Raw genomic sequence first — 21,733 nt, forward strand, 5'->3', positions numbered from 1 at the left:
GCGATGCAGCTATCCGTCTGGACCTATGAAGGACCGCCCCATGTTGGGGCCATGCGGGTCGCCACCGCGATGGAGGGCATGCACTATTTGCTGCACGCCCCGCAAGGCGACACCTATGCCGATCTGCTGTTCACGATGATCGAGCGGCGCGGGAAGCGTCCGCCGGTAACCTACACGACATTCGAAGCGCGCGATCTGGGCAAAGACACAGCGCAGCTGTTTCAAGACGCCGCACGCGATGCCGCCGCCCGGTTTCAGCCGCAGGCGATGATGGTCGGGGCCTCTTGCACCGCGGAATTGATCCAGGATGATCCCGCCGGCCTGTCAGAGGCTATGGACCTGCCCTGCCCCGTCATTCCGCTGGAGCTGCCAAGCTATCAGCGCAAGGAAAACTGGGGCGCTGCAGAAAGCTTCTACCAAATCGTCCGCACGCTCGCCGATCGCAAGGTGGAGCGCGCACCGCGCGAAGGCCGCCGCCCGCTGGTCAATCTGCTAGGTCCTACCGCGCTCGGCTTTCGCCACCGCGATGATCTGGTCGAGATCCGCAAGATTCTGGATGCGCTGGGCGTAGACATCCACCTGGAGGCGCCATTGGGCGCCAGCCCGCAGGACATCACACAAATCGGCGCGGCCGATTTCAATATCGTTCTTTACCCCGAAATTGGAGATGAAGCGGCACGTTGGCTCGAACGAGAGTTTGGCCAGCCAGCCGTTCGCACGGTCCCGATAGGCGTCAGCGCAACGCGCGCGTTTATCGCGGAAGTCGCCGAGTTAGCAGAGGTTGATCCCACTTCTGCGCTCGGCGACGATTCCGCCCGGATGCCATGGTGGAGCCGCTCGGTCGATTCCAATTATCTCACCGGCAAGCGCGTGTTTATCTTCGGCGATGCGACCCATGCGGTTGCCGCCGCGAAAATCGCTCACGAAGAGCTCGGCTTTAAGGTCTGCGGCCTCGGCTGTTACAACCGCGAATTTGCCCGCGACATTCGCGCCGCCGCCAAGCTTTACGATGTCGAACCGCTGATCACCGATGATCACATGGAGGTTGAAGACGCGATTATGGCGGCCCAGCCAGAGCTGGTGCTCGGCACGCAAATGGAGCGGCACATTGCCAAGCGGCTCGGTATGCCATGCGCGGTGATTTCCTCACCGGTTCACGTGCAGGATTTCCCGGCACGCCATTCCCCGCAAATGGGCTTTGAAGGCGCCAATGTCATCTTCGACACTTGGGTCCACCCGCTGGTGATGGGGCTGGAGGAGCATTTGCTCACCATGTTCCGCGATGATTTTGAATTTTCCGACGAGGCCGGGCCATCGCATCACGCGGCCCATGCCCCAAAAATGCCGCAAACAAGCACAGCCCTCCAATCGGCAGAACCAGAAGCGCCTGCGCCCGCTGTAACTCCAGTCGAAGCGGTAAATGATACAATCTGGACCGCAGAGGCAGAGCGAGAGCTTAAAAAAATCCCGTTCTTCGTGCGCGGTAAGGCTCGCCGCAACACAGAGAATTTCGCTGCTGACCAAGGCCGTTCCGAGATCGACCTAGACACTTTGTATGATGCGAAGGCGCATTATGCACGGTAGCGCCCCCGCCTCTCCCGCCACGGCGCGCCCGCACGTGCGGGTCGTGATTGTCACGCTCGACAATCACCTCAAAGGCGCAGCCGACCGCGCCAATGCCGAGCTACGCCAAGAGAATATCTCGCTGAGCCTGCACGCGGCCGCTGATTGGGACCGCAATGGCGACGCGCTAGAGCGGACCAAGGCTGCCATCGCCGAGGCCGATATCGTCATCGCGACGATGCTGTTCCTTGATGATCACGTCCGCGCGATCCTGCCCAGCCTAGAGGCACGGCGCGAAGAATGTGACGCAATGCTCGGCCTGATGTCCGCTGGCGATATCGTGAAGCTCACTCGGCTTGGCGGATACCGCATGGACGCCCCGGCGAAGGGCCCGCTGGCTCTGCTTAAGAAGCTGCGCGGATCGCCCAAGAAAAACGCGAGCTCTGGCGCGGGCCAGATGAAAATGCTGCGGCGCCTGCCCAAGATTTTGCGCTTTATTCCTGGTACAGCGCAAGACGTGCGGGCCTATTTCCTCACGCTGCAATATTGGCTCGCGGGTTCGGAAGAGAACGTCATCGCCATGGTTCGCGGCCTGATTGACCGTTATGCCGATGGCGAGCGGATTGCCCTACGCGGCGAGACCGCAGCTGAGCCGCCGCTCGAATATCCAGAGGTTGGGGTTTATCACCCGCGCACCAAACAGCGCATTTCAGAAGGCGCCCGGCTGCTGCCCGCAAAGGCTGGCAAAAACGGAACCGTCGGCTTGCTGCTGCTGCGCTCTTATCTGCTTGGCCGCGACACCGGCCATTACGATGCCGCGATCGCCGCATTCGAGGCTGCTGGCCTTAAGGTCATCCCAGCCTTTGCCAGCGGACTCGATGCGCGCCCGGCGATTGAAAAATTCTTCGTGGAACGCGGCAAGCCCACGGTCGATGCGATCGTCAACCTGACCGGCTTTTCGCTGGTTGGCGGCCCTGCCTATAATGACGCAGAAGCTGCGGCGGAGACACTGGCCGATCTCGATGTTCCCTATCTCGCCGCCCACGCAATTGAGTTCCAAACTCTGGAAGAATGGCGCGCGCGCGATCAAGGCCTGCTGCCGCTAGAGACGACCATGATGGTCGCTCTGCCAGAGCTCGACGGGTCAATCTGCCCCAGCGTTTTTGGTGGCCGGTCTGGCCCGGGCGAGGTCTGCAATGGCTGCGAGCGCAAATGCGAACAGCCCAAGACCGAGAATGTGCGGGCGATGATGGGCTGCCCAGAGCGCGCCGAAGCTTTGGCCGACAAGACGCTCAAGCTGATCGAATTGCGCCGTGCACAGCGCGCCGAGCGCAAGCTTGCGGTCGTGCTGTTCAACTTCCCGCCAAACGCAGGCGCTACCGGAACCGCCGCCTTCCTCTCCGTTTTCGCCTCGCTCCATGCGACGCTTCAGCGGCTGTCTGATGAGGGCTATCAGGTCGAGGTGCCAGAGACCGTTGATGCCCTGCGCGAAGCAATCATCAACGGCAATTCAGAGCGGTTTGGCAGCGATGCCAATGTCGCCGCACGCATCCCCGCCGATGAGCATGTGCGGCGCGAGCCTCACCTTGCCGAGATTGAGGCCCAATGGGGCCCAGCCCCTGGCAAAGCGCAGAGCGACGGCGCCAACATTCAAGTGCTCGGCGCGCATTTCGGCAATGTCTTTGTCGGGGTTCAGCCAGCCTTTGGATATGAAGGCGATCCCATGCGCCTGCTGTTTGAAGGCAATTTTGCGCCAACCCATGCTTTCAGCGCATTCTACCGCTGGATCCGCGAAGATTTTGGCGCGCACAGCGTCTTGCATTTCGGCACCCACGGCGCGCTGGAATTCATGCCAGGCAAGCAAGCGGGCATGACTGGCGATTGCTGGCCGGAGCGGCTGATTGGCGACCTGCCGAATTACTATCTCTACGCCGCCAACAATCCATCCGAAGGCATTCTTGCAAAGCGCCGCTCGGCCGCAACCTTGATCAGCTATCTGACCCCGCCGCTTGCGCAGGCTGGCCTTTACAAAGGCTTTGCTGAGCTGAAACAGAGCGTTGAGCGCTGGCGCAGCAGCGCCGATGGCGATGAGCGCGCTGATCTTGAAACGCTGATCCATGATCAGTGCGATGCGCTGGATATCGAATGCAGCGACATAAGCGAGCTCGCCAGCCAGCTTTATGAGCTGGAACGCACTTTGATCCCGCACGGTCTCCATGTGCTGGGCCAGCCGCCAGTTGGCAGCGCCCGCGAGGAAATGCTCGATGCGATGGTGGATGCTGCCGATAGCAGCGATCTTGAAACGAGCCGCGATGAACTCGCTGAAAAGCTGGATGGCTGCGATGAGCTAACATCACTCATCCATGCGCTTGATGGCGGCTATGTGAAGCCCGCCCCCGGCGGCGACGTTTTAGCGAACCCAGATGTGCTGCCGACAGGGCGCAACATCCACGGCTTTGACCCATTCCGCATCCCCAGCGCCTTTGCCTGTGAGCAAGGCCGCGTGCAGGCAGAGGAACTGATTGCACGCCATGTAAACGGCGGCGAGCCCTTCCCTGAAAGCCTCGCCATGGTGCTGTGGGGCACTGACAATATGAAGAGCGAAGGCGTCCAGATCGCCCAGGCGATGACACTGATCGGGGCCAAGCCTCGGCGCGACGGCTATGGCCGTTTGTGCGGTGCGGAGCTCATTTCGCTCGAAGAATTGGGCCGTCCTCGGATCGACGTAGTCGCCACTCTGTCGGGTATTTTCCGCGATCTCTTGCCGCTGCAAACGCGGATGCTGGCAGAGGCCGCGCTGCTGGCTTCTCAGGCGGACGAGCCGGTCGAGGCAAACTTCGTGCGCAAACACAGCCTCGCCCATCAAGAGGCGCATGGATGCGATCTGGAAACAGCCGCACTGCGCGTCTTCTCCAATGCCGAGGGCGCGTATGGCGCCAACGTCAATCAGCTGATCGAAGGCGGCGTTTGGGCCGATCCGGATGAGCTCGCCAACGCTTTTGAGACGCACAAGGGCTATGCCTACGGCGTCAATGGCGCGCCGGTTCAGCAGCGTGAATTGCTGCAAAGTGCGCTCGCTAAGGTCGAGTTCACCTATCAAAATCTCGAAAGCGTCGAAGTTGGCGTGACCGACCTCGACCAATATGTCGACGGGCTCGGCGGGGTCAGCCGTTCGGTTGCCAAAGCCAAGGGCGCGGACGCTCCGGTCTATATTCTCGATGCGACGCGCGGCAATGCGAAGGTCCGCACTCTGTCCGAACAGATTGACCTTGAGACCCGCAGCCGCACGCTCAACCCCAAATGGTATGAGGGCATGCTCGACCACGGTTATGAGGGCGTGCGCCACATCGAAGGCCATGTGACCAACACGATGGGCTGGTCCGCCACAACCGGACAGGTTGCCCCGTGGGTCTACCAGAAAATCAGCGAAACATTCGTGCTCGATGAAGAGATGCGCAGGCGTCTTTCCGAGCTCAATCCCAAAAGCTCCGCGCGCGTTGCAGGCCGCTTACTTGAAGCGTGCGACCGCGAGCTTTGGACACCCGATGATGCGACCCTCGCCGCTCTGCGCGAGGCCAGTGATGAACTCGAAGACCGTCTCGAAGGCGTTTTCGCGGCGGAATGATGAGGAAGAGAACGCTATGAACCTGATGGATCCAAAGACCCGTTTCAGCGCACCCGATGGCGAAGGCTCTGTGCAGGTGGCGCTTGACCCGCAAGACCAGATCAAGGGCGCGAAAGTGTTTGCGGTCTATGGCAAGGGCGGGATCGGCAAATCGACGACCTCCTCCAACCTGTCGGCAGCCTTTTCAAAGCTCGGGCACCGGGTGCTGCAAATCGGTTGTGACCCCAAGCATGACAGTACGTTCACTCTGACCAAGAAGCTGATGCCGACCGTCATCGACGTGCTGGAGACAGTCGAATTTCACTCCGAAGAATTACGGCCCGACGACTATATGTTCGAGGGCTATAACGGCGTGATGTGCGTTGAGGCAGGCGGACCGCCAGCGGGCACAGGCTGCGGCGGCTATGTCGTTGGCCAAACCGTTAAACTGCTCAAACAGCACCATTTGCTCGAAGACACCGACGTGGTGATCTTTGATGTTCTGGGCGATGTGGTGTGCGGCGGATTTGCCGCGCCGCTGCAACATGCAGAGCGAGCCGTGGTGGTCGCCGCCAACGATTTCGACAGCATCTTTGCGATGAACCGGATTGTCGCCGCCATCGCCGCCAAATCGAAGAATTACGACGTGCGGCTCGCCGGCGTGATCGCCAACCGCAGCCGCGAGACCGACGAGATTGACAGGTTCTGCGACCAGATCGGCATGGAACGGCTTGCCCACTTCCGCGATGTCGATGCGATCCGCCGTTCGCGCCTCAAGAAATGCACTCTGTTTGAGATGGAGGACAGCCCTGAGGTTAAGCAGGCTCAAGACGAATATATGCGCCTTGCTGCGATGCTGTGGGCCGGGGTTGAGCCATCCACGGCTCAGCCGATGAAAGACCGCGATATCTTTGACTTTTTGGGGTTTGAATGATGGCAACACGCTCACCCACTTCCTACGATGCGCAGCGCGACCAGTTGGCGACTTATTTCGACAGCACCGCGCGCAAGGCTTGGATCGACCTCACCTCTGACGCAAAGGTCAGCGGCATTCGCGCGACCGTGAGAGCGGGACGCGATGAAATGCGCGCCACTCTGCTCAGCTGGCTGCCGCACGGATCTGCGCCGCACAGCTGTGTTAGACGCGGGCTGCGGCACAGGCGCGCTCAGCATTGATGCCGCTTGCCGCGGAGCAGAAGTGACCGGAATTGATGTCGCCGCAGGTCTGGTAGAGGTCGCGCGCGAGCGCACGCCATCCTTCATCGGCCATGGCCGCATCCGCTGGCGTTCTGGCGATATGCTCGACCCGGCGCTTGGCGAATTTGCCCATACCGTCGCGATGGATTCTCTGATCCACTATCCTCTGGGTGATCTTGTCTCAGCGCTGGAGCAGCTGGGCGAGCAATGCGGCACCTCGCTGCTCTTCACATTCGCCCCGCACACGCCGCTGCTCGGCGTGATGCACAAGGCGGGCAAGTTCTTCCCCAAGAGCGACCGCTCACCGTCGATTGTCCCGATCAACGAAGAGGAACTGCGTGCCAGCCTGAGCCGCCTTAATGGCTGGCATGTCGGTCGCACGCGCAGGGTTTCCTCCGGCTTCTACACCTCGCAAGCAATGGAGCTCGTCAAGGCATAATGGCCAGCAATTCCGCCCCTTCTGTCAAATGGATTCAAGCCGCCGCTGGGTGGCTTCCGTTTGCAGATGCGGCGAGCGCAGACCTGCCGCTACCCCGCCTGCTGCGCCTCGCGCTGTTTCAGGTGAGCGTCGGCATGGCGATGGTCTTGCTCAATGGCACGCTAAACCGGGTGCTAATCGTGGAGCTGAATGCACCCGCATGGCTGATCGCTGTGTTGATCGCGGTGCCATTGCTGATCGCGCCATTCCGCGCGCTTATCGGCCACCGGTCTGACACCCACCGCTCGGTCCTTGGCTGGCGGCGCGTGCCCTACATCTGGTTTGGCACCATGATGCAGTTCGGCGGTCTTGCGATCATGCCATTTGCGCTGCTACTGCTCGGGCGGGAAGACACCTTTACGCTTGGCATCATCAGCTCAGCGGCCGCATTCCTGCTGACCGGCGGCGGCATTCATACGACGCAAACCGCTGGCCTTGCCTTGGCAACCGACCTTGCGCCGGAGGACAAGCGTCCGCGCGCAGTCGCTCTGCTCTATGTCATGCTGCTGATCGGCATGATGTTCTCCGCCTTTGCGATCGGCGGCTTCTTGATCGACTTTACTGCAACCCGGCTTGTGCAGGTCATCCAAGGCGCGGCTGCGCTTACCCTTGTGCTCAATGTCATCGCTTTGTGGAAGCAGGAAGCGCGAAACAAAGAGCTGACCGCGCCAAACCGCGAGACACCTGCCTTTGGAACGCTGTGGCGCGCCTTTATCAATGATGGCCGCAACGCCCGGCTTCTCACCGCAATCGGTATCGGTGCAGCAGGTTTTGCGATGCAAGATGCTTTGCTGGAGCCATATGGCGGCGAAATTCTTGGCCTTTCTGTTGGCGCGACCACGGGCCTTACCGGCGCGTGGGCCGCGGGCGCATTGCTTGGCTTCCTGCTGTCTGGCCGCTCGCTTACCAAAGGCGGCGATCCTTTGCGCATTGCCGGCATGGGTTTGGTCGCCGGGGTCACCGCATTTCTGCTGATCCTGTTTGCGGCCCCATTTGGTTCGGTCGCCATGCTGTTTGGCGGCGCAACCGCAATCGGGCTTGGCCTAGGCCTGTTCTCGGTCGGCACATTGATTGAGGCGATGAGCATCGCCAAGCGCGAAACCGCTGGGCTGGCGCTCGGCGTATGGGGCGCGGTTCAGGCAAGCTGCGCGGGCCTCGCCATTGCGCTGGGCGGCGTCATTCGTGACGGCGTGTCTAGCGTTGCCATGGCCGGTGACCTGGCCCCGGGTCTGGCCACCAGAGCGAGCGGATACACCACAGTTTACTGCATCGAGATAGTACTTTTGCTGGCGGGCTTGATCGCCCTCGGCCCGTTGGTGGGCCGCCATCGCAAATCTGGGAACGACGAAGCACCAGTCCCCTTTGGACTGCGCGAGTTCCCAACCTGAGTGTGAATGAGAGGAGTGTGAGATGAACGCAACATACATAGTAGGCACGTTTGACGTGGCGGAACTGGTCTTCCTGCTCTTCGTGCTCTTTTTCATCGGTCTGGTCATTTATCTAAACCGCGAAAGCCGCCGCGAAGGCTATCCGCTGGAAGATGAGTGGACCGGCAAAGTGGTGGGCACGCCGCTCACTGATGGCGACAAGAAGGTCTTCAAGCTCCCGCACGGTCAAGGCGAATACATCCCAGAAGACGTGCCGCGCGATCCAGTTGATGTGCCAGCAAAACGCACCTTTGGCGCCGCTGGCGCACCCTATGTGCCCGAAGGCGATGCCATGAAATCCGGCATGGGTCCGGGCGCATATGCGAAACGTTCAACCAATCCAGATCTGACCATCGATGGCCGCCCGCGCATCGTTCCGATTGGCGACAGCCACGAGATCGAAATCGCGCCGAACGACGCCGACCCTGTGGGTCTGCCGGTCTATGACGCCAATAAGAAACTGGCGGGCAAGATCAGCGATGTCTGGGTTGACCAGTCAGAGCACATCATCCGCTATCTCGAGGTGACGACCAATTCCGGTAAGAAAGTGCTGGCGCCAATGTTCATGGCAAAGGTTCAGACACCAGGCTTGCTCGGCGATAAGACCCCGCTGATCGATATTGATGCGATCACGGCAGAGCAGTTTGAGGATGTGCCTCAGCTTGCGACGCCGGGCCAAATCACCCGCGATGAAGAAGAGCGCGTGATGGCTTACTTTGGCGGCGGCTATCTCTACGCTACGCCAGAACGTCAGGAACCGGTGCTATGACACAGGAAGACGCTCCGCAATTTCCTGATGCGCAAGGCGATCCGCTCGGTACGCCTGCGGATGATGAAACGGTGCTGTGGCAAGGACGGCCTAATACGGCTGTGCTGGCCCGCACCGCTTTCCACACCTACTCAATGGCGATCTATTTTGCGGCGTTGGCTGCGCTCGCGGTGGCTCTGGGCCGCTATGATGCGGCGACATTTGTGGCTGTGTTTGGCGCGGGCGTCATCGCGCTCTTCTATGCAGCCGCATGGCTGACCGTGCGCAACACGCTCTACATCCTTACCGATGCGCGCCTGATCATGCGGGTCGGCATGGCCGTGGACAAGCGGATCAATGTCCCGCTGAAGAAAGTGACCGCAGCACATTTTGCGGATCGCGGCAAAGGCTACGGCGACATCGCCTTGGAGCTCGGCGATAAGACTGTGCTTGGTTACCTGCTGCTGTGGCCGCATGCCCGCCCGTGGCACATCTCTCATCCCCAGCCGATGCTGCGCGCCCTGCCAGATGCACAGGCCGTGGCACAGCATCTCGCGAGTGCCAGCGCTCAGTTCAATGCGATTGAACGCGGTGATTTTGAAGCAGGGACAGCGGGCGCCCAAACCGCATCAAGCGCTGGCCTTGCCGGAGCCAGCGCATGAGCGCTCATTACGAATATGATCATGAGCACGGTGAGGTGCACAAGGCCCCGGTGATCGCGATGGCTGTGGTCGCTCTGGTCACCGTCGCGCTTGCCGCCTCGGTCAGCCTCGGCTTTGTCGACAAGCTGTCCGTGCCCAGCGAAGCGCGCGCGGCGCAAGGCACGGCCGCCGTATCAGAGCGCGCGCTGAGGTTCTTTGACGAAGAAACCGGCGCCGTGCGGATCGAAGACGCCGCCACTGGCGAGGCGATTGCTCGCTTTGAGCCGGGCACTGGCGGCTTTGTGCGCTCCACCGTTCGCAGCCTCGCGCATTCACGCCGCATTCGCGGGATCGGGGCAGAGGCACCATTCGCGCTCACCCTGTGGGAGAACAACTCGCTCTCACTGCGCGATGACACCACCGGAAAGAGTGTGGAACTCGGTTCATTTGGCGCGACCAATCGCGCCGTTTTCGCAGCATTGCTAAAGAGGGATCAAAGCTAATGCCAACACGTACGTTCGAGACGCCGTGCCGAATATCGGTCGAGCAAAGCTCAGATCATTTTCACGCCCATGTCGAGCTGGAGGGCAATCTTGCGATTGAACCCGGCGACAAAGTGCGCGTGCATGGCGACCCGATCCAGATCCCCTTTGGCCACAGCGCCGTATACGAACGCGCCGCGACCGTGACGCGCGCCAGCCCATTTGACCGGGCGATCACGCGCCTCGCGGCCTATTTCGATCTCAAAGAACTTTACGAAGTCAGCTTCAATCCAGGGAGGATCAAATGAACGCGCACGCCCCGATAACCAGCGAAGACGCGATGGAGATCGCGACCCAGGACACCATTTTGACCCCGCGGTTTTACACCACGGATTTTGACGCTTTGGACGCGATTGATGTGTCTCTGGTGCGCGAGGAGTGGGACCAGCTGATCGCCGATATGGTGGGAGATCCCAACAAGACGCACTTCAAACACAACGATAGTTTCGCCGGTGTGATCGAAAACCTAGAGCCGGAACTGCGCGCGGAATTCACCGACTTTCTGGTGAGCTCGATGACGTCTGAGTTCTCCGGCTGCATCCTCTATGCCGAGATCGCTCGGCGCACGAAAAACCCCGATGTGAAGCAGCTGTTTAAACTGCTGGCCCGTGATGAGAGCCGCCATGCAGGTTTCATCAACGAAAGCCTCAAAGATGCAGGGATCGGAGTAGATCTTAGCTTCCTAACCAAGACCAAGAAGTACACCTACTTCAAACCGAAGTTCATTTGGTACGCGGTCTATCTGTCCGAAAAGATCGGCTACGCGCGCTACATCACAATTTACCGGCATCTCGCCGCCAATCCGGAAAAGAAGTTTCATCCGATTTTCGATTGGTTCGAGGAATGGTGCAATGATGAGTTTCGCCACGGCGAAGCCTTTGCGATGCTGATGCATGCCGATCCGAAGCTGCTGAAGGGCTATAACAAGCTGTGGATCCGCTTCTTCCTGCTGTCCGTCTATGCGACCATGTATGTGCGCGACCACGCGCGCCCTGTGTTCCACAAGGCGCTGGGCGTTGACCCGACCGAATATGATTACGAGGTCTTCAAGGTCTGCAATCAGATCAGCCGCCAGGTTTTCCCGGTTGAGCTCGACATTGATGATCCGAAATTCCGCGCCAATATGGAGGCGCTGCGTCAGGCGGCTTTGCGGATCGAAGATGGCAAAGCGCAAGGCGGCATTGGCGGTCTGGCCAAGCGGCTCAGCGGCGTCGCGGGCGCTGGCTGGAACTTTGCCAAGATGTATTTCCGTCGTACCAAATCGAACGAGCTGCCTCAGACCATCCGGCTACAGCCTGCGTGGTAAGTTGGAGCGGACATATTGTCCCCATCGCGGTGACGATTGCGATCTGGTTTTTCGCAACCGGGCTGATTGCCTGGGCGGATAATCGCGGCCGCGAGACATTCTTCACCAGCCTGATGATCGCGGGCGCAGTGGGAATCGCGGGCTTGATCGCGATCCTGATCTCCGCGCAGACCGCCAGCGTCGGCGGGGTCTATCTCGCCTTTGCCTAGGCGCGCTGATGGTTTGGGCATGGCACGAGGTCGGTTTTCTCACCGGCGCGGTTGCTGGCCCACGGCGAGAGGCCTGCCCCAAGGATGCGCGCGGTCTCGCCCGCTTTACGCAAGCGAGCGCCACTGTGCTCCATCATGAGATTGCGCTGGCGCTGACCGCACTAATGTTGATTTCGCTGAGCTGGAGCGCAGCCAATCAAATCGGCGCGACGGTGTTTGCTCTGCTGTTCTTCATGCGGCTGTCGACCAAGCTCAACATGTATGTCGGCGTGCCCAACACCAGCCTGGAAATCCTGCCGCCGCACCTCGACTATCTTAAGAGCTATTTCGGCCCGAACCGCCTCAACGCCATGCTCGTCCTATCCACAATAGCGATAGTCGCGGTGGCCGCTTGGTTCGGCGCATTGGCCGCCGCCGCGCCCGTTGGCAGCGCAGAAATGGTCGGCGCTAGCCTGCTGTTCGCGCTGTGCCTGCTCGGCGCGCTTGAGCACGTTTTTCTGGCATTGCCATTCCGCGATGGCGCCCTGTGGGGCTGGGCCTTGCCCCGCCGCGGCGCCGCCGTTGCCACTACCAATCACGATCAAAGCACAATCAAGACAGAGGGATCAGCCCATGGATTATGAAGCCTATTTCAAGGACGAGCTAGACAGCGTTCGCGAAGAGGGCCGCTACCGGGTGTTTACCGACATCAAGCGGCATCGCGGCTCATTCCCCCATGCAACGCGCTTTGTCGGCGAAGAAACGCAGCCCGTTACCGTATGGTGCTCCAACGATTACCTCGGCATGGGGCAGCACCAGACCGTAATCGACGCCATGCATGACACGCTGGAAGAATGCGGCGCGGGCGCGGGCGGCACGCGCAATATCTCTGGCACCAATCACCACCACGTGCTGCTCGAGCAAGAGCTGGCAGACCTTCACGGAAAAGAAGCCGCGCTGCTGTTCACCAGCGGATATGTTTCCAACTGGGCGGGCCTTGGCACCTTGGCGAGCCGCATTCCTGGCTGCGTCGTCTTCTCCGACGCGCTCAACCATGCGAGCATGATCGAGGGCATTCGCCACAGCCGCGCGCCCTACAAAATCTGGCAGCATAATGATCCGGAAGACCTCGACCGGTTGCTGAGCGATTATGGCCCAGATGTGCCCAAGCTGGTCGCGTTTGAAAGCGTCTATTCCATGGACGGCGACATCGCCCCAATCGCAGAGATCCTGGACGTGTGCGAGAAGCACGGCGCCATGACCTATATCGACGAGGTTCACGCAGTTGGCCTCTATGGTCCGCGCGGCGGCGGCATTGCTGAACGCGAGGGCCTGATGGACCGGATCGATGTGATCGAGGGCACACTCGGCAAAGCATATGGCGTGATGGGCGGATATATCGCCGCCAGCCGCAATCTCGTTGACTATGTGCGTAGCTTTGCCAGCGGTTTCATCTTCAGCACCGCCCTGCCCCCAGCAGTTGCTGCGGGCGCGGCGGCCAGCATCCGGCATCTGAAGCAAAGCAGTGAAGAGCGCGAGGCGCAGCGTGACCGCGTTGCCAATGTGCGCCGTAGGCTCGATGGCATGGGCATTCCCCATCTCAGTAATCCCAGCCACATCATCCCCGTGATGGTCGGCGATGCGAAGAAGTGCAAAATGATCAGCGACTGGCTGATGGATAATCACGGCATTTATGTTCAGCCGATCAATTATCCGACAGTTCCGGTCGGGACGGAGCGCCTGCGCATCACCCCATCACCCGTGCATAGCGATGATGATATCGACCGCCTGGTCGAGGCGCTGAGCGAGATTTGGTCGCAATGCGAATTGGCCCGGATGGCATCCGCCGCTTGAGCGCATAGCCGAGCAACCCGGCTTTCTCGAACGAGAGCGCCGCGCGCGCCATTTGTAGGTGTGCGTTTTAAGATGCGTGCCTGAAGCCTAGCCTTAGCACCTCCGAGCACGCGCGCCGCAGCGGCCCCAAACCAAACCAATCGCAGACACAAAAAAGGCGGCGTGGGAAACCACACCGCCTGTTTTGCCGTCGGCGGGCTTACCGCCCGCCGCGCTTGGCGATTACTCGCCGTTGGTTTGCAGATACGCGATCAAGTCAGCGCGATCCTGCGGATCTTTCACCCCTGGAAACGCCATGCGTGTGCCAGGAATAACGCCCTGTGGATCTTCGAGATAAGTGAAGAGCTCTTCAGGGGTCCAGGTGATGCCGCTGTTTGCGTTTGCTTCGGTGTAGTTGAAGCCTTCGACCGAGCCGGACACGCGGCCAACAATGTTGTGCAGCGATGGTCCAACGCGGTTCACGCCTTCTTCAAGCACGTGGCACGAACGGCAAAGCGCGAAGACTTTTTCGCCAGCTGCAGCGTCGGCTGTCAGGTCAGCAAAGGCTGCACCTGCGGCTGCTTCAACTGCTTCTGCTGGCGCCTCAACGGCGGCCTCTACTGCTGCGGTTTCTGCTTCTGCAGGAGGCGTGCTTGCTTCATCGGTGCGGCCACCACAGGCCGAAACAGAGACAAGGCTTACCAGGGCCAATGTGCCCAGCAATGCATTACGCTTCATATTCGAACATCCTCTACAATTCAGATTGCTTCGATCCCAATGAGAGTCGGCTTAGACGAGAATCGCGACATTGCCTAGCTATCCCAGCCATTTAGGTGGTTTTTCCCGCTTTATCGCGGGTTTCATGCCGATCACTTGCATTTGCCTCAACCAAACCGCGCGCGCTTCGTCCAAATTCGCACCCTCTGAGCCCCCTGAGTCGCGGCGCGTTTACTCGCTGACAGGAATGAACCGGATCGCGGCTCCGCCAGAGGAAGCGAGGCGGAGTAATAGCCTCTCGCCGCCGGTTACTGTGCGGCTCTCGATGACGATGTCATAGGGGTTCGTGTCCCAATGCGCGTCCGCCCCATCCACATAGAATTGCGCGGTGTAACTCTTGCCTGCTTCGAGGAAATCCGTGGGCACTTCGACCGTGCGCGGCGTGCCATCTGTGACCGCGCCCAGGAACCACTCGTCCCCGTCTCGCTCTTGCCGCGCAATTGCGACATATTCGCCGACTTCCCCCGCCAGCGCGATGCTTTCCTCCCAATCGGCGGGCACATCTTTGATAAACTGAAAGGCGTCCATCCGCCGCTCGTAATTCTCCGGCAGGTCGGCCGCCATTTGTAGCGGCGAATAGAGCACCACATACAACGCCAATTGCTTGGCCAGCGTCGCTTGAGGACGGTTGGATGGGTCGCCGCGCGGCATATCTTCGCGCACAGGCATGCGCTCGTTCGGCTTTAGATCGAAGATACCCGGCGTGAAGTCCATTGGGCCAGCGAGCATCCGCGTGAATGCCAGCGTGGAAATATGCGAGGTGGGATTGGGCGGCGTGCCCCAGGCGTTAAATTCCATGCCGCGCGCGCCCTCGCGCGTCATCCAATTGGGATAGGTCCGGCGTAGCCCTGTGTCCTTCACCGGCTCATGCGCATTGATCGAAATCTGCCGCTTTGCCGCCGCTTTCACTGCGCGCAAATGGTGGCCAACCATGAATTGGCTGTCGTGCCATTCAAATTTTGTGACGCCATTTTCATCGACGCGCGAAATATCGCCCGCATCGGCGACATAACCGGTCTTCACCTGCGCCACGCCGACGGATTGATAGAGGTCGTAAGCGGCCTCCATCTGACTTTCGTAATTGGAGACATCGCCGGATGTTTCATGGTGCCCGATAATCCGCACGCCTTTCGATCGCGCATAACGGCCCAGCTCCTCCAGATCGAAATCGGGATAGGCTTGGGTGAAATTGAACAGTGCGCCATTGTTGAACCAATCGCCGTCCCAGCCGATGTTCCAACCCTCCACCAGCACGCCTGCAAAACCATGCTCTGCGGCAAAGTCGATATAGCGTCTGGTTTCTTCATTGGTCGCGCCGTGGATCCCATCATTGCCCCAGGTGCGCTCATTGATGTGCATCGCCCACCAGATGCCGATATATTTGCCTGGCTCCACCCAGGAGACATCGCCAAGCTTGTTCGGCTCGTTGAGGTTCAGGATGATGTCGGAATTGATCAGGCCAGCGGCATCGGGAGCAATCTGAATGGTGCGCCACGGCGTCTTGAAAGGCGCGCTGGTTTTCACCCGGATGCCGTCTGATCCCGGGCGCAAGCGCGCTTCAAAATTGCCCTGCCGCAAAGCCTCCAGCGACATGCCGGAATAATTGACCAGAGCGGCTTCATGGATACTGATATGCACGCCGGCCGGGTTACGGAATGTTACCGGCGTATGCGCATCGTCGACGTCACCAGCGCGGCCGGTGCGATAGATATATTCATAGCGGTTGAACTCATCGCTGGGCGTGTACCAAGCCTTGCTTTCCGCACCGACGCCGAACTGGGTGAGTTCGTCCATGATGTTGACCTCGCCGGTGAAGGCTTCTTGCTCTGCCAGCTCATAGCGAAAGCCGAGGCCCGTATCGAACACGCGAAACCGCACAGTGATGGAGCGCGCTGGGCCCGTCTGAGCGGAGAAGGTTACTGACAGCTCATTGTGATGATCGCGGACAAACCGGCGCTCGCCCCATGGCTGCTCCCAGGTCGCATCATGCGTGGCCGTTTGCGATCCGGTGATTGCGAGCTCACGGTCAAAGCCGTGATGATCGCGGAACAACATGCCGAGCTTAGAGGGCGCAATGACGCTCTCCTCTCCGTGGCTAACCGCATAGGTCGCCAGCCCGCCATCATCGCTGACCGTCAAAGTGATCGCGCCATCAGGCGAAGTCACCGTGAGTGTTTCCGCGCGCAGCGGAAGCGCCAAGGCCAAAGAGGCTGTGAGAAAAGCGACAATTGCGGCAATCCGTTTTAGCATGTTGCGTCCCAATTCCATTCAAAGAGAAATGCTGGTGTCTTGTGGTTGGCCCCGCGTTCAGGGCACTTCGCGATGGATCTTGTAGCCCCATGGCGGCAGCGTAAGTCCAGAGGTTTCGCCCTCACCTTCGCCGAAGGAAACCGGCTCAGCGAACAGAGCATCAACGTAATTGCCAGTGTGGCGCTCGAGCAAGAATTCGGCGGTTTGCGCCTCGCCGGATAGGTTGAAGACGGCGAAAACGCGGCTTCCCTTTTCGCCGCGTACGAAGCTGAGCACTTGCTCGCGCGCGCTGCTCGGCACCTCGACCATGGGCGCGCCATAGCGGCCATTCCACAGCGCTATGTTCTCGGTCTTGAGCGCGATCAGGGAGCGGAAGAGCGCGTCATATCGGCCCTCGCGCCACTCAATCTCGTCCTTTTCAAAGAACTCCAATTGACGATCAAGATCAGCCTCTTGACCGTTGTAAATTAGTGGAATTCCCGAACCAACAAAGGACAGAGCAATGGCCGCCTCATAGGCTGGGCCATAGATGTCAGAGGCGACCCCATCCCACGAGTTTTGATCGTGATTGTCGGTGTAGACCATGCGGTAGGCGTCCGACGGCCAGGTGGTTTGCTGGCTGTCGTAATAGCCCCGGATGGCCGCTGCGCCGCCACCGTCTGAGACGGTTTCCTGCATGGCTTCTTTCCAGCCCCAGGCATAGGTCGCATCGAACGCTTTGCGATGCAGGTCGCGGGTCTGCCATTCGGCGAGCATGAAGACCGGCTTGATCTGGTTGAGCTCGCCGCGCGCGGTCTCCCAGAAGTCGAGCGGGACATATCCAGCAACATCAGCGCGGTAGCCATCAATGTCGAACTCGCGCACCCAATAGACAAGGCTCTGCGTCATGTACTCGCGCAGTCCACTCTGCGCATAATCGAAATCGACCGTGTCCGCCCAATCGGTCCCCTGCGGCGGCATCAAATCGCCTTCAGGCGTGCGGCTGTACCATTCCGGATGCTGCTCGGTCAGCGGGTTGTCCCAAGCGGAATGGTTCGCAACCCAGTCGAGAATGACCTTGAGGCCATTTTCATGCGCCGCATCCACAAAGGCGCGAAATTCCTCCTCAGTGCCAAGCTCAGGATTGACCGCGCGGTAATCCTTCACCGCATAGGGGCTGCCCAATTCGCCCTTGCGATTGACCTCTCCAATCGGGTGGATTGGCATCAGCCAGATGATATCGACACCCATATCCGCGAGCCTTGGGAGATGCTCCTGCGCGGCGGCAAATGTGCCCGCATTTGTGAATTGCCGGGTGTTGAGCTGATAGATCACCGCATCGCGGGTCCACTCAGCGTTCTCGAATTGGACGTAATCCTGCGGCTCGTATTTGGTCGCAGGAGCCGCTGGCATATCATCGCATGCAGCAAGCGAGATCAGCGCGGCAACCGCGATGTACGAACGGCGGATCATGCCTCTGCTCCCGGCACGTCACTGTCTTGCACAAACAGCGTCGCGATCGCCGCCAAAGCAAAGGACACCGCCGCAATCACCATCGCATAAATCGGCGCACCATCGAAAATGACCGTCAGCATAAAGCCCAGCAATGTCGCCGCGATCAGCTGAGGCACGACGATGAAGATATTAAAGATGCCCATGTAAATGCCCATCTTATTCGCCGGAACCGAGCCAGCGAGGATCGCGTAAGGCAGCGAGACAATCGACGCCCAGGCGATGCCGACCCCGACCATGGGAAGCCACAGCAATCCGGGATCTGTGATCATCAGCATCGCTGCAAAGCCGACCGCGCCTATGGCGAGATTGGCGCTGTGCAAGCGTTTGCGATCGATCTTGGACGCGATCCAGATGAACCCAAGCGCCGCCGCCGCTGCAATCCCGTTGCGGACAGAGCCAAGCAGGCTCCACCAATCGGCTGCGTCCTGATAGCCGCGCGTCGCAGGGTCAGGCGCGCTGTAGTGAAATTCCGCCACCGCAGGGGTGCCATAAATCCACATGGCGAACATCGCGAACCAACTGAAGAACTGCACCACCGCAAGCTGCCGCATGGTCTTGGGCATGGCGAACAGATCGTTGACCACCTCCATAAATCCGTTTTCATCGCGGCCTCCGCTGCGCAGCATTCCGGCCACCAATTGGATGACACCAAAGGCTGCAATCAGCCCAGCGAGGACATAGAGCTCTTGCGCAATCTCAATCTCGCCCAAAAACGACGGACGAGGGTCTTGCCGGGCGAAAAACAGGAACGCGGCAAAGGCCAATCCGACGAACAACCAGATCAACCCATGCGGCGTTGAATTGGCCAGCGCTGCGGAGCACTCCGGAATCTTCAGCGGTCGCTGTGCCAAGCTCTGCCTGCCGCGCGGCTTCGAATGCTGCGAGCTGATCTGGGCTGTATTCCTTCATCTTGAAGACCGTCCAAGCAACCGCCGCTAGCAGAGCCGCTCCGCCAATGTAGAACGCCCATTGGACAGTCTCAGGGATTTCGCCCGCAGGAGCGGTGTTGCTGAGCCCCATCCAATTGGTCATCATCCACGGCAAGGCCCCCGCCACAACGGCACCGACCCCGATAAAGAAACTTTGCATCGCATAGCCCTTCGTCCGCTGCCGATCGGGCAGGTTATCGCCGACAAAGGCTCGGAACGGCTCCATCGTGATGTTGAGCGAGGCGTCCATGATCCAAAGCATGCCCGCCGCCACCCACAGGGTCGGCGAATTGGGCATGACGAACAAAGCAAAGCTGGCGAGGATAGCGCCGAGCAGGAAATAGGGCCGCACGGCGGCCGAAACGGCCCCAGGTGTTGTCCGACAGATGGCCAACAATCGGCTGAACGATCAGACCGGTCATCGGCGCCGCAATCCAAAGGATCGCGAGCTCATTAACCTCAGCACCCAGCGTTTGGAAAATCCGGCTGACGTTTCCGTTTTGCAGATCGAAACCGATCTGAATACCCAGGAAGCCAAAGCTCATATTCCAGATCTGCGCTGGATTAAGCGCTGGCTTCTGCCCCGTGGCAGTGGCCGGATTACTCATGATAAATGCCTCTCACCCTCACCCGCCCCGGCCTTTTGTAGCGCCAATCAGCGCCCAAACCTTAGGCTTTGCGAGCCGCAGAAATGCACAGAAGGCACATTTTTCCGCAAACTCGCCGTCACGCCAGTCTGACAAAATTGCAAATTTTTGCAAGAAACTTTCTTTTTTCTCAAAATTTTCTGCTGATAATTCTTGTTTGAACTTCAGTAAATTGCTTTATTTCAGATATATGATGGTCAAATATCAATGGCATTTGATAAAATACAAAGATTTGCAAAATCAGAAAATTGATGGCATCCAAGCGATTGGAGGGGCCTGATAATGAGACCATACCTTAGCCTGATTCTCGCTGCAATTGGCGCGGCCAGTGTGCCTGCCCTGGCGCAAACTGCGTCTGTATCGCCGCAGGAGCGTCCGCCGGAAGATGAGGTGGTCTATTTCGTCCTGCCTGACCGGTTTGAAAATGGCGACACCAGCAATGATCGCGGCGGCATCGGCGGAGGCCCGCTCGATCATGGCTTCGACCCCGCTCACAAGGGCTTCTACCACGGAGGAGACCTCAAGGGTCTGACCGAAAGGCTCGATTACATTCAGGGCATGGGCGTGACCGCAATCTGGTTCGCACCGGTTTTCAAGAACAAGCCCGTTCAAGGCGAAACCGGTAAGGAAAGCGCCGGTTATCACGGCTATTGGGTGACCGATTTCACCAGCATCGACCCCCACTTTGGCAGCAATGACGAATTTAAAGCCTTCGTCGACGCAGCGCATGCGCGCGGGATGAAGGTCTATATGGACATCATCACCAACCACACCGCCGACGTGATCGACTATACGGAAGGCAAGGCAACCGGCTATGCATACCGCAGCCTGGCGGATTACCCCTATTCCCGGCGCGGCGGCGCAGATGGCGAAGCGATCAACGAGGGGTTCCTGGGCGATCATGTGCAAACGGCGGAGAATTTCGCGCGTCTCACAGCTCCGGATTTCGCCTACACCCCGATTGTGCCCGAGGCCGAACGCGAAGTGAAGGTGCCCGCGTGGCTCAACGATCCGATCTATTATCACAATCGCGGCAGCTCGACCTTTAGTGGGGAAAGCAGCTTATACGGCGATTTTGCCGGTCTTGATGATCTCTACACCGAACATCCCCGAGTGCTGTCCGGCATGATCGAGATCTATCAGAGCTGGATCACGCGCTTCGGCATTGATGGCTTTCGCATCGACACCGCCAAACACGTCAATCCAGAGTTCTGGCAGGCATTTGTGCCTGCCATGTTGGAAACGGCCGAGGCTGAAGGCCTGAGCAATTTCCATATATTCGGCGAAGTATATTCGGAAAGTCGCGATAGCGGCTTCCTTGCTCGGTTTACTCGGCGCGACGGTTTTCCGGCAGTGCTCGATTTCGCATTTCAGGCAGCAGTTCGTGATGCGCTAGCCCGAAATTTGCCTGCTGGCGTCATGGTCGAAATGTTTGATGGCGATGTGAATTATGAAGGCGGAGAAGAGGCGGCCCGCACCATGCCAACCTTCCTGGGCAATCACGATATGGGCCGATTTTCCACGCTGATCAAAGCGGACAATCCCGGCATCTCCCAAGACGAACTGCTCGCCCGCGTGAAGCTTGGCCATGCGATGCTGATGAGCCTACGCGGATCGCCAGTGATCTATTCCGGCGATGAGCAAGGCTTTGTCGGCGACGGCAATGATCAGGCCGCGCGCGAAGACATGTTTGCCAGCAAGACCGCCAGCTACAACGACAACGATCTGATCGGGACCGATGCGACAACCGCTGAGGCAAACTTCGACACAGCGCATCCGCTCTACAGCTTGATCGCAGAACTGGCCGCCGTTCGCGCTGAGCATTCAGCGCTGCGGCGTGGCAAGCAGATCAATCGCAGTTACAACGACACGGCCCCTGGCCTCGTCAGCTTCTCGCGCTTTGATCCTGAGGAAGGCACGGAATATCTTCTTGCCTTCAACACTTCGGCAAAGCCGCTTAAGCAGCAATCCACCATCGGCTATGAGGCGCGTAAGCTGGAAACGCTGAGCGGCGCTTGCGCAGATACCGTGTCCGCGCCGGGAAGCGTGACAGTGGAGCTGCCCGCGCTGGGATGGTGCATAGCAAAAGTTTCAGAGACCGCCCAATGA

Annotated in this window: 21 protein-coding genes; 16 read left to right on the forward strand and 5 right to left on the reverse strand. The window is 59.4% G+C overall.

The genetic code is table 11. The features are described from left to right. The first annotated feature begins 3 nt into the window (after positions 1-3). From bchB to hemA, 14 genes are read left to right on the forward strand one after another with little or no spacing between them, the layout of a single operon-like run. Positions 4-1,584 (forward strand): ferredoxin:protochlorophyllide reductase (ATP-dependent) subunit B, encoded by a 1,581-nt coding sequence (gene bchB, locus AC0V6U_RS09395; protein WP_472642906.1) that lies wholly within the window; start codon positions 4-6, stop codon positions 1,582-1,584. Then, complete coding sequence (locus tag AC0V6U_RS09400; RefSeq protein WP_472642907.1) at positions 1,574-5,188, forward strand: magnesium chelatase subunit H; 3,615 nt, start codon at positions 1,574-1,576, stop codon at positions 5,186-5,188. Before bchB ends, AC0V6U_RS09400 begins: the two co-directional genes overlap by 11 nt. Positions 5,189-5,204: 16 nt before the next feature. Continuing rightward, the gene (bchL, locus tag AC0V6U_RS09405; RefSeq protein WP_472645743.1) at positions 5,205-6,101 is read left to right on the forward strand and encodes a ferredoxin:protochlorophyllide reductase (ATP-dependent) iron-sulfur ATP-binding protein; all 897 of its coding nucleotides are present in this window, start codon (positions 5,205-5,207) and stop codon (positions 6,099-6,101) included. Then, entirely contained in the window at positions 6,098-6,343 is a 246-nt protein-coding gene (locus tag AC0V6U_RS09410) for a class I SAM-dependent methyltransferase (RefSeq protein ID WP_472645801.1), read from the forward strand. Before bchL ends, AC0V6U_RS09410 begins: the two co-directional genes overlap by 4 nt. Then, positions 6,246-6,803: a magnesium protoporphyrin IX methyltransferase gene (gene bchM, locus AC0V6U_RS09415; protein WP_472642908.1), complete on the forward strand. Its 558-nt coding sequence runs from the start codon at positions 6,246-6,248 to the stop codon at positions 6,801-6,803. The genes AC0V6U_RS09410 and bchM overlap by 98 nt, the downstream gene beginning before the upstream one ends. Continuing rightward, the gene (locus AC0V6U_RS09420) at positions 6,803-8,230 is read left to right on the forward strand and encodes a BCD family MFS transporter (protein WP_472642909.1); all 1,428 of its coding nucleotides are present in this window, start codon (positions 6,803-6,805) and stop codon (positions 8,228-8,230) included. Before bchM ends, AC0V6U_RS09420 begins: the two co-directional genes overlap by 1 nt. Positions 8,231-8,252: 22 nt before the next feature. Beyond that, positions 8,253-9,038 (forward strand): photosynthetic reaction center subunit H, encoded by a 786-nt coding sequence (gene puhA, locus AC0V6U_RS09425; RefSeq protein WP_472642910.1) that lies wholly within the window; start codon positions 8,253-8,255, stop codon positions 9,036-9,038. Next, the gene (gene puhB / locus AC0V6U_RS09430; protein WP_472642911.1) at positions 9,035-9,679 is read left to right on the forward strand and encodes a photosynthetic complex putative assembly protein PuhB; all 645 of its coding nucleotides are present in this window, start codon (positions 9,035-9,037) and stop codon (positions 9,677-9,679) included. Before puhA ends, puhB begins: the two co-directional genes overlap by 4 nt. Further along, positions 9,676-10,161, forward strand: a complete 486-nt coding sequence (gene puhC / locus AC0V6U_RS09435; RefSeq protein WP_472642912.1) for a photosynthetic complex assembly protein PuhC — start codon at positions 9,676-9,678, stop codon at positions 10,159-10,161. Before puhB ends, puhC begins: the two co-directional genes overlap by 4 nt. Beyond that, positions 10,161-10,448 (forward strand): hypothetical protein, encoded by a 288-nt coding sequence (locus tag AC0V6U_RS09440; RefSeq protein ID WP_472642913.1) that lies wholly within the window; start codon positions 10,161-10,163, stop codon positions 10,446-10,448. Before puhC ends, AC0V6U_RS09440 begins: the two co-directional genes overlap by 1 nt. Then, positions 10,445-11,506 (forward strand): magnesium-protoporphyrin IX monomethyl ester (oxidative) cyclase, encoded by a 1,062-nt coding sequence (gene acsF, locus AC0V6U_RS09445; protein WP_472642914.1) that lies wholly within the window; start codon positions 10,445-10,447, stop codon positions 11,504-11,506. Before AC0V6U_RS09440 ends, acsF begins: the two co-directional genes overlap by 4 nt. Further along, entirely contained in the window at positions 11,500-11,715 is a 216-nt protein-coding gene (locus AC0V6U_RS09450; protein ID WP_472642915.1) for a DUF3623 family protein, read from the forward strand. Before acsF ends, AC0V6U_RS09450 begins: the two co-directional genes overlap by 7 nt. A gap of 8 nt (positions 11,716-11,723) precedes the next feature. Then, positions 11,724-12,338, forward strand: a complete 615-nt coding sequence (gene puhE, locus AC0V6U_RS09455; protein ID WP_472642916.1) for a putative photosynthetic complex assembly protein PuhE — start codon at positions 11,724-11,726, stop codon at positions 12,336-12,338. Continuing rightward, positions 12,328-13,548, forward strand: coding sequence for a 5-aminolevulinate synthase (gene hemA, locus AC0V6U_RS09460; RefSeq protein ID WP_472642917.1), 1,221 nt, complete (start codon positions 12,328-12,330; stop codon positions 13,546-13,548). Before puhE ends, hemA begins: the two co-directional genes overlap by 11 nt. Positions 13,549-13,770: 222 nt before the next feature. Here hemA and AC0V6U_RS09465 read toward each other — a convergent pair whose 3' ends face one another. The 5 genes from AC0V6U_RS09465 to AC0V6U_RS09485 form a co-directional block, all read right to left on the reverse strand. After that, positions 13,771-14,265, reverse strand: a complete 495-nt coding sequence (locus AC0V6U_RS09465; RefSeq protein ID WP_472642918.1) for a c-type cytochrome — start codon at positions 14,263-14,265, stop codon at positions 13,771-13,773. Positions 14,266-14,475: 210 nt separating this feature from the next. Further along, positions 14,476-16,554: a glycoside hydrolase family 97 protein gene (locus tag AC0V6U_RS09470; protein WP_486169445.1), complete on the reverse strand. Its 2,079-nt coding sequence runs from the start codon at positions 16,552-16,554 to the stop codon at positions 14,476-14,478. A 57-nt stretch (positions 16,555-16,611) separates the two neighbouring features. After that, complete coding sequence (locus tag AC0V6U_RS09475; RefSeq protein ID WP_472642921.1) at positions 16,612-18,006, reverse strand: alpha-amylase family glycosyl hydrolase; 1,395 nt, start codon at positions 18,004-18,006, stop codon at positions 16,612-16,614. Next, positions 18,003-18,833 (reverse strand): MFS transporter, encoded by an 831-nt coding sequence (locus AC0V6U_RS09480; protein ID WP_472642922.1) that lies wholly within the window; start codon positions 18,831-18,833, stop codon positions 18,003-18,005. Before AC0V6U_RS09480 ends, AC0V6U_RS09475 begins: the two co-directional genes overlap by 4 nt. Continuing rightward, on the reverse strand, positions 18,745-19,371 hold the full coding sequence (locus AC0V6U_RS09485; protein WP_486169446.1) for a hypothetical protein: 627 nt from the start codon (positions 19,369-19,371) through the stop codon (positions 18,745-18,747). Before AC0V6U_RS09485 ends, AC0V6U_RS09480 begins: the two co-directional genes overlap by 89 nt. Between AC0V6U_RS09485 and AC0V6U_RS09490 the strand changes: the two genes are divergently transcribed. Together AC0V6U_RS09490 and AC0V6U_RS09495 are read left to right on the forward strand one after the other, a co-directional pair. Next, positions 19,364-19,717 carry a hypothetical protein gene (locus AC0V6U_RS09490; RefSeq protein ID WP_472642924.1) on the forward strand — a complete coding sequence of 118 codons (354 nt, stop codon included), beginning with the start codon at positions 19,364-19,366 and terminating at the stop codon, positions 19,715-19,717. The genes AC0V6U_RS09485 and AC0V6U_RS09490 overlap by 8 nt on opposite strands. Before the next feature lie 189 nt (positions 19,718-19,906). Continuing rightward, entirely contained in the window at positions 19,907-21,733 is a 1,827-nt protein-coding gene (locus tag AC0V6U_RS09495) for an alpha-amylase family glycosyl hydrolase (protein WP_472642925.1), read from the forward strand.

Source organism: Erythrobacter sp. W36, assembly GCF_057364935.1.